Origin of the sequence: Mesorhizobium sp. CA16 (assembly GCF_020165175.1) — a bacterium.
Classification (GTDB): Bacteria; Pseudomonadota; Alphaproteobacteria; order Rhizobiales; family Rhizobiaceae; genus Mesorhizobium.
Genome location: NZ_JAIUHP010000009.1, coordinates 228,778 through 236,973, shown reverse-complemented (window position 1 = coordinate 236,973; position 8,196 = coordinate 228,778). Strand labels below are relative to the sequence as shown.

Here is an 8,196-nt window from a genome sequence, read left to right as displayed (position 1 = left end):
CGCCCGACCCGCCCCATGGCGGGTTGCTCGGCGAGATTGTCCGCACAGGAAACGATACCGGCAACCACTCGTGCCGCGGCCGTTGGATTGTCCTTTTCGATGAAAGCGCCAACCTGGTCGAGACGACGCACGGCGCGCTGGGTCCAGCGGGTCAGCTTCATCGTTCGGGCTTGACGTATTTCGCTATGACGCCGGCCAAGTCCTTCTCGCGTGCGAATTCTCCTCGATCGGCTTCGTCAAGGCCGGCCTCGATCTCGGCAAGCTGCCATTCTTCCCTGGCGACATAGTCTTCGATCGCTTGAGCGGCGACGTAGGAACGAGAGCGATCCACCTTTTCCGCCAGTTGGTCCAGCTTGGCCACAGTCTCATCCGGAAGCCGCACGGTGAAGGCGCTCATCATCCTGTCTCCATTCTGGTTCATTGTGAATGTGGTAGAACCAAAGTGGTTCGTCAACTCCGCATGCCGTGAGGCGGAGCGGCGACGCAGCGACCTGAAGAAACTCGGCATCGATCCGGCCGCTTTCGACCGAATCGGCCGCTTCTAGAGCGGCTGATTACGACACCTTGGTGCCGTCTATTTCCGGATGAAGGCCAGATAGGCCGGCCGCCGTCCTTCGCGGATGGCCTTGGCCTCGTAGCGGGTGCCTGGCCAGCCGTCATAGGGCTGGTGCCAGCCGGAAGCGTCCTCGGCCTGCCATGCGAAGGCGCCGTGTTCGCGGCAGGCAAGCAGCGTCCAGTTCACATAGCTGTCGATATCGGATGCGAAGCGGAACCTGCCGCCGGCTTTCAGCACCCGGGCAAAGCGGTCGAGATTGGCGGCGCCGACAAAACGCCGCTTCCAGTGCTTCTTCTTCGGCCACGGATCGGGATAAAGCAAGTCGATGCCGTCGAGCGAGGCTTCCGGCAGCCAGTCGAGCAGCCGCGTGGCGTCGTCGTCATAGACCCTGAGATTGGCAAGCGGCGCCTTGCCGAGCGCCGTCATCATCTTGGCCATGCCGTTGACGAAAGGCTCGACGCCGATGAAACCGGTTCCCGGCGCTTCCGTCGCGCGATGCAGGAGATGCTCGCCGCCACCGAAACCGATTTCCAGCTGCAGCGTCGAGACCGGTGCCTTGAACAAGGTCCTGAGATCGGCCGGCGCTTCCGCCGTCAGGTCGACCCGGTATTGGCGCAGGCCGCTTTCGAGGGCGATCGCCTGCTGCGGGCGGATAGTCTTGCCGTGCCGGCGACCGAAGAATCCTTCGGTCGCCCGGCTCGGCCTATCCTTTGCGTCCGCTGGCGTCAGGCGGCGACGGCGTCCTTGAGCGCCTTGGCAAGATCGGTCTTTTCCCAGGAGAAGGAGCCGTCGCGACCGGCCTTGCGACCGAAATGGCCGTAGGACGAGGTTTTTGCATAGATCGGCTTGTTGAGGTCGAGATGACGGCGAATGCCCGACGGCGACAGGTCCATCACCTTGCGCAGCGCATCCTCGAGCTTCGCTTCGTCCACCTTGCCGGTGCCGTGCAGGTCGACATAGACCGACAGCGGCTGGGCGACGCCGATGGCGTAGGAGAGCTGGATGGTGCAGCGGTCGGCAAGCTTGGCCGCCACCACGTTCTTGGCAAGATAGCGCGCCGCATAGGCGGCCGAACGGTCGACCTTGGTGGTGTCCTTGCCCGAGAAGGCGCCGCCGCCGTGGGGGGCTGCGCCACCATAGGTGTCGACGATGATCTTGCGGCCGGTGAGGCCGGCATCGCCGTCAGGCCCGCCGATGACGAATTTGCCGGTCGGGTTGATGTACCAGTTGCAGTCCTCGGCGATCTTCAAGTCGCCAAGCGCCTCGCGGATATAGGGCTCGACCACCTTGCGGACCTTCTTGGAGTCCCAGTTCGCATCGAGATGCTGGGTGGAGAGCACGATCTGCGTGACTTCCGCCGCCTTGCCGTCGGCATAGCGCACGGTGACCTGGCTCTTGGCGTCCGGACCGAGCTTGCCGGCCTCGCCATTGCCTTCATGACGTGCCGCTGCCAGCAGTTCGAGAATCTTGTGGCTGTAATAGATCGGTGCCGGCATCAGGTCGGGCGTCTCGCGGCAGGCGTAGCCGAACATGATGCCCTGGTCGCCGGCCCCTTCCTCGCCCTGGCGGTCGGCGGCATTGTCGACGCCCTGGCCGATGTCGGGCGACTGGCCATGCAGCAGCACGTCGATCTTGGCGGTCTTCCAGTGGAAGCCGGACTGCTCGTAGCCGATCTCGCGGATCGCCTTGCGGGCAACCGACTTGAACTTGGCCGGGTTGACCACAGGGTGGCCGGACGCGTCCTTGAGGACGTTGCCCGCCTTGTCCTTCTTCAAAAGCGTGTCCGGGACGCGGACCTCGCCGGCGATGACGACGCGGTTGGTGGTGGCCAGCGTCTCGCAGGCAACGCGCACCTTCCACGGATCCATGCCCGTCTTCTTGGCTTCGCGATAGACCAGATCGACGATCTCGTCGGAGATACGGTCACAGACTTTGTCGGGATGACCCTCGGAGACGGATTCCGAGGTGAAGAGATAGTTCTGCCGCGTCACGGGTGTCCCCTCTTGAAAAGATCGGCAAGCTGCCGATTTTGGCGCGCCACGTGTTAGCGGTGCCGGGCGCCGCTCGTCAAGCGGCGCGACGGATCTGGCATGAATGTAGGCAAGGTCGGCTATGCCACCAGCGGCATGAAACCGCCGGCGGCATCAGGCAAATCAATCGGCGTCCTCGGCGGAAAGCGCCTTCACCAGATCGATGATCCTGCGGCGCACCTTGACGTCGCCGATCTTGACGAAGGCCCGGTTGAGCTGGAGACCCTCGGGACTGCCGCAGAATTCGATGGCGAACGCCATCGAGGAGTCTTCGGCAAATCCCCTGGTGCCGCCGGCGGGCTCCTCGCCCGGGGCATCCTCGAAGAAGAAGGCGACAGGAACGCTCAGGATGGAGGCGATCGCCTGCAGGCGGCTGGCGCCAACCCTGTTTGTGCCCTTCTCGTACTTCTGGATCTGCTGAAAGGTGATGCCGAGATTTTCACCCAGCTTTTCCTGGCTCATTCCAAGCATATTGCGACGCAGCCGGATGCGGCTCCCGACATGGATGTCGATCGGATTCGGCTTCTTCTTGTTCTCTTCTGTCATTTTTTCCTCGCCGAATTTTTCCGGCTTTTTCTATTTGTTCCGCCCATATGAAGCCGGAGCCACCTGCCCCAACAGAACCCTCCAACCGACTTCGAGAAAATTTTAGGCGTTACAGTATGAGTTTCTAATGTGTCGACTGTCAATTCACCCGTAGCCGCTGCCTTACATTCAGTGTGAAGGCAATCAGCGCAAACAGCAACATGATCAGCAATCCGTTAATGCGTCGCTGTTCGGCGGGCAGGAGGGAGCGCCCAGAAACGGGCACATGCGCGTCGATAGCGCCGCGCGCGTCGACGGCAAGCGCATCGACAATGCGCCCGCGCGAATCGACGACGGCCGATATGCCATTGTTAGCCGCGCGCAACAGAGGCATTCCATTCTCCGCTGCGCGAATCTGCGCCTGCCTGAAGTGTTGATACGGGCCTGGCGTGTCGCCGAACCATGCGTCGTTGGTGACGTTTACAATCAAGTCGGCGGATGCAGCGTCAGCAGCGACGAGATCGGGAAAAATCACCTCGTAGCAGATGAACGGAGCGGCACGCAGGCCGCCCGGAACGCCGATCGGATGGCGTTCGTTGCCGGCGGCGAAATTCATCGGCCCGGCAACGAGTTGGCCTATGCCCAAGCGTTCGAACAAGTCGGCGAAGGGCAGATATTCGCCGAACGGCACCAGATGCACCTTGTCGACGGCATCGACGATCTCGCCCTTGTCGTTGATCGCTACGACGGAATTGTAGTAGCGGCTGCCGGCATTGGCCGATCCGCCTTCTTCGCGCACGACACCGGCAATCAACATCTGACCGTCGGCCAGCATGTCGCCCAGCGCCGTCAGCGCGTCCGGACGCTCGGTGAAAAGGAACGGCACCGATGTCTCCGGCCACAGGATAAGCTGCGGCTTGGCATGGCCCTGTTCCGGCGCTTTCCCCGATATCCCCAGCAAAGTCGCGAAGATGCGGTCGCGCACCGAGGCATCCCACTTCTCGCTGAGATCGACCGCCGGCTGGACGATGCGAACGTCGATCGCGCGGCTCGATTCGACCGGTGCCGCAAGCCTGACATAGCCGAAGCCGACATGGGCGGCGACGAGGATCACGAACAAGGCGAGGCCGAGCTTGAGATGGTGGCGCGCGGCGAGGAGCGCAGGAAGCGAAAAGACAAAGACCGCAAGCGCATTCATGCCGATCATGCCGGTCACCGATACGCTCTGCATCAGGAGCGGCACCGGCATTGCGGCATAGCCGACGGCATTCCACGGGAAGCCGGTGAAGAGGAAATCGCGCAGCCATTCCGCGAGCCCGAAGCCGAAGGCTAACGCCGCGATACGACCGATATCGCTGCTCCAGAACAGCCGCGCTACAACGGTGGCAAAGCCATAGAAGAAAGCGAGCGCGAACGGGATGCCGACAACGGCGAAGGGCAAGGCCCACGCGAAGCTGTCGGCCTCGACCAGCAATGCCTGGCCGATCCACCAAAGACCGGCCAGGAAATAGCCGAAGCCGAACCACCAGCCAGCGGCGAAGGCCGGCCTCAGGCGCCTCAACCAGCCATCTGACGCCTCGCCGGTGGCGCCGTCGAGCAGCCAGACAAGGACCGGGAACGAAACGAAGCAGACGGCGAAGAAATCATAAGGCGCCTGGGCAAGCACCGCCAGCGCTCCGGCGGCAAACGCAACCAGAGCCCGCCGCCACCCCCACAGCAGAATTATCCGGCCGGCAAAGCGCTGCATCAAGCGTCCCAAGTCGCGCGAATCAGGGAGCTAGAGGTTTAACAGGCTGCACCGCCCGATCCAAACCCAGATAAGCGCAGCCTGATGCGCCGTCGCGCTATATCGGTATCCCGCCATAGCTCTTTGCCTTAGCCGCATTTCTGCAACGCCAAGCGATTCCGGTTGGGTGCAAAATGCTCAGTTGTGCCAGCCCTCGATCCGCAGCCGCTCAGCCGCTCGGCCTCGTCCTTCGGGACAACGCGCACGGTCTGGCTGAACGTCCAGACATGACCCTCGGGATCGCGGGCGCGGTATTGGCGCTCGCCGTAGAAATGATCCGTCGGTCCCTGAAGAATTTCCGCGCCGGCCGCACGTGCCTTTTCGCAATGAGCGTCGAGATCCTGCCGCAGCCGGATATAGACGGCCTGGGTGTTCTTGCCGCCGACCGAGGCCGGGCTGGCGACATGCTCGGCCCATTCGCAATCGACGATGATGTAGCCGTCGCCGAAACGCATTTCGGCATGGACAAGCCGGCCGTCGGCGTCGCTCACCACCATGCTTGGCTCGAAGCCGAAGGCCGCCTGCAGCCAGGTCAATGCGGCGCGCGGATCTTTATAGAAGACGCCTGAGCCGAGAACGGCATGCTTGAAAGGATCGTCGACGGGCATGTCGCGACGGTGTCAGGCCTGCTCGGTGCGCGCGGCGCGGCGGCGACGCTCGCCTTTCTGGCTCTGCACGATGCGCACGCGCTTGACGCGGCGCGGGTCGGCGTCGAGCACGTGGAACTCGAAACCTGGGATGGCCTGCACCACTTCGCCGCGAGCGGGGACGCGGCCGAGCGTGTTGAAGATCATGCCGCCGATGGTGTCGACATATTCGCCATGCTCGCCGGCGGCGAAATCCTCGCCGATCATCTTGGCGACCTCGTCGATCTCGGCTTTGCCGTCGACGACGAAGACGCCGTCGCCGGTCTGCGTGATCATCGGCTCGTCGTCGTCATGCTCGTCCTCGATGTCGCCGACCACCATCTCGACGATATCCTCCAGCGAGGCGAGGCCGTCGGTGCCGCCATACTCGTCGATGACCAGCGCCATCTGCGTGCGGGTCGTCTGCATGCGCCCCATCAGGTCGGAGGCAAGCATCGAGGGCGGCACGAACAGAACCGGGCGGATCAGGCTGAGATCGCCGATGGTGCGCGCAAGGTCGACCTGAGCAAGGTCGAGCGCGGTCGACACCGGCGTCTTCGCTCTGCTGCGGCCCTTCTTGACGCGGGCGAGCTTGGTGATGTGGGCGAGCACGTCGCGAATGTGAACCATGCCGCGCGGATCGTCCAATGTCTCGGAATAGACCGGCATGCGCGAATGGCCGGACTGCTCGAACAGCCCAAGCAGATCGCCAAGCGTCGTGTTGATCTCGACCGCCTCGATGTCGGCGCGCGGCACCATGACGTCCTCGACCCGGACTTCGCGCAGGCGCAGGATGTTGTTGAGCATGGCGCGTTCGCCGGGCGAGAAAGCGCCGGCATCGGTCGCCGTTTCGGCGAGCGCGCCGGCGATCTCCTCGCGCAGGCTGGTGCCGTTGCGGTGCCGGAACAGGCCAAGCACGCGGTCGACAAGGGAAGGACCGGCATGCGTCGGCTCAGCGGCCGCGCTGCCGGTCGGAATACTCGGACTTGAGCCCTCTTCCGTCTTTTCGGAAGACTTGGCAGCACTGCCGGCGTCCGGACGGGCGGCAGTTTCTGGTGTGTCGTTCATCGCCATCGGGTCAATTGAGCTTTTTTGTTACGCGTAGGGATCGGGAATGGCAAGTCTCGCAAGCGCCGCGCGCTCGATCGCTTCCATCTCCTCGGCCTCGGCGTCGGTCTCATGATCATGGCCCAAAAGATGCAGCAGGCCATGGATAACAAGATGGGTGATATGGTTCGCAACCGGCTTGTCTTCCAGTGCCGCCTCGCGAGACACCGTCTCGGAAGCCAGCACGATATCGCCCAGCATCGGCGGCAGCTTGCCGCCTTTCGAAAACGAAAAAGCCGGGAAAGACAAGACGTTGGTGGGCTTGTCCTTGCCGCGCCATTCGGCATTGAGCGCGTGGATATGGGCATCGTCGGAAAAAACGACGCTGAGCTCGGAAGCGCCGCCCGCGCCGGTCTCGGCAAAAGCGGCCGCAACGGCGCGCTCGACCAGACGCGTCAACTCGGCTTCCGCGGGCCAAGCGCCGGCCTCGACGAAAATATCGATGTCGACCGGGGTTCCGGCAGAGGATTTGTTGTCTGCAGCCATGCGGCCTTTGATCAGCTTTCGGCGCCGAGGCCTCGTGCCAGCTTGCCGTCGCGGTCATAAGCCTTGACGATCTCGGCGACCAGCGGGTGGCGCACCACGTCGCCTTCGTTGAAGCGGACCGTGACGATGCCCGGCACGCCGTCGAGGATGCGCAGCGCCTCGACCAGCCCCGACTTGGTGTTGGGCGGCAGGTCGATCTGGGTCGGATCGCCGGTGACGATCATGCGCGAGTTCTCGCCGAGACGGGTCAGGAACATCTTCATCTGCATCGGCGTGGTGTTCTGTGCCTCGTCGAGGATCACCGCCGCATGCGCCAGCGTGCGGCCGCGCATGAAGGCCAATGGCGCGATCTCGATGACTTCGGCGGCGATCGCCCGCTCGACCTTGTCGGCCGGCATCATGTCGTAGAGCGCGTCGTAGAGTGGCCGCAGATAGGGGTCGACCTTCTCCTTCATGTCGCCGGGCAGGAAGCCCAGCCGCTCGCCGGCCTCGACGGCCGGGCGCGACAGCACGATGCGCTCAACCATGCCGCGTTCGAGCAGCATGGCCGCATGCGCGACCGCCAGATAGGTCTTGCCGGTGCCGGCCGGGCCGATGCCGAAGACCATTTCCGAGCGCTCCAGCGCCCGCATATAAGCGTCCTGCGTCAGCGACCGGGCATAGATCGTCTTCTTGCGCGTCGCGATCTGGGCGGCCGAAACCTTGCCCTTGCGCTCCAAGGTGGGCAGCGTCAGCTGGTCGTCGGCGGCAATCGCCATGCGCACGGCGCCGTCGACATCCGACTGGCCGATGTCGACGCCCTTCTGCAGGATGCCGTAGAGCGTATCCAGCGCCCGGCGCGCCTGCTCGGCGGCCGGAGCCGAGCCTTTGATCGCAAGCTGGTTGCCGCGCGAACGGATATCCACGCCGAGCTTCTGCTCGAGCCGGGCCAGATTCTCGTCGAACTGACCGTAAAGGGCGCTGGCAAGCTTGTTATTGTCGAAGGTCAGTACGATGTGCGCCATGTCGGAAGCCCCGGACGCCTGGTTCGGGGGCGGATTCTTCAGTTCAGCAGCGCTCAACCGTCTCTCCTCATCTGCC

The 8,196-nt window shown here is 63.6% G+C and carries 11 protein-coding genes; 1 reads left to right on the top strand and 10 read right to left on the bottom strand.

Annotated elements, in window-relative coordinates:
• Together LB525_RS15405 and LB525_RS15400 are read right to left on the bottom strand one after the other, a co-directional pair.
• Positions 1–161, bottom strand: a 161-nt coding sequence (locus LB525_RS15405) for a type II toxin-antitoxin system RelE/ParE family toxin (RefSeq protein WP_224545246.1), incomplete at its 3' end; no start/stop codon positions are given.
• Positions 158–400, bottom strand: coding sequence for a CopG family ribbon-helix-helix protein (locus LB525_RS15400; RefSeq protein ID WP_224526699.1), 243 nt, complete (start codon positions 398–400; stop codon positions 158–160). The genes LB525_RS15400 and LB525_RS15405, both read right to left, overlap by 4 nt.
• On the opposite strand from LB525_RS15400, the gene LB525_RS15395 reads away from it, so the two are divergent.
• Entirely contained in the window at positions 384–545 is a 162-nt protein-coding gene (locus LB525_RS15395) for a hypothetical protein (RefSeq protein WP_181174833.1), read from the top strand. The two genes, LB525_RS15400 and LB525_RS15395, sit on opposite strands and share 17 nt — an antisense overlap.
• A 29-nt stretch (positions 546–574) precedes the next feature.
• On the opposite strand, the gene trmB is transcribed toward LB525_RS15395, so the two are convergent.
• The 8 genes from trmB to LB525_RS15355 all read right to left on the bottom strand — a co-directional run bounded on the left by trmB (position 575) and on the right by LB525_RS15355 (position 8,120).
• Entirely contained in the window at positions 575–1,285 is a 711-nt protein-coding gene (trmB, locus tag LB525_RS15390; RefSeq protein WP_224545245.1) for a tRNA (guanine(46)-N(7))-methyltransferase TrmB, read from the bottom strand.
• Positions 1,282–2,547, bottom strand: a complete 1,266-nt coding sequence (gene metK / locus LB525_RS15385) for a methionine adenosyltransferase (protein ID WP_095765968.1) — start codon at positions 2,545–2,547, stop codon at positions 1,282–1,284. The genes trmB and metK overlap by 4 nt, the downstream gene beginning before the upstream one ends.
• A 162-nt stretch (positions 2,548–2,709) precedes the next feature.
• Positions 2,710–3,132, bottom strand: coding sequence for a helix-turn-helix domain-containing protein (locus LB525_RS15380; RefSeq protein ID WP_140545192.1), 423 nt, complete (start codon positions 3,130–3,132; stop codon positions 2,710–2,712).
• Between the two features lie 139 nt (positions 3,133–3,271).
• Positions 3,272–4,858, bottom strand: a complete 1,587-nt coding sequence (gene lnt / locus LB525_RS15375) for an apolipoprotein N-acyltransferase (protein ID WP_224545236.1) — start codon at positions 4,856–4,858, stop codon at positions 3,272–3,274.
• Between the two features lie 128 nt (positions 4,859–4,986).
• The gene (locus tag LB525_RS15370; protein WP_224545235.1) at positions 4,987–5,505 is read right to left on the bottom strand and encodes a VOC family protein; all 519 of its coding nucleotides are present in this window, start codon (positions 5,503–5,505) and stop codon (positions 4,987–4,989) included.
• A 12-nt stretch (positions 5,506–5,517) separates the two neighbouring features.
• A complete protein-coding gene (locus tag LB525_RS15365; RefSeq protein ID WP_224545234.1) occupies positions 5,518–6,591 on the bottom strand; it encodes a hemolysin family protein in 1,074 nt (357 codons plus the stop codon).
• A 27-nt stretch (positions 6,592–6,618) separates the two neighbouring features.
• Complete coding sequence (ybeY, locus tag LB525_RS15360; protein WP_224545233.1) at positions 6,619–7,116, bottom strand: rRNA maturation RNase YbeY; 498 nt, start codon at positions 7,114–7,116, stop codon at positions 6,619–6,621.
• A gap of 11 nt (positions 7,117–7,127) precedes the next feature.
• Positions 7,128–8,120, bottom strand: coding sequence for a PhoH family protein (locus LB525_RS15355; RefSeq protein WP_411962568.1), 993 nt, complete (start codon positions 8,118–8,120; stop codon positions 7,128–7,130).
• Between the last annotated feature and the right edge of the window lie 76 nt (positions 8,121–8,196).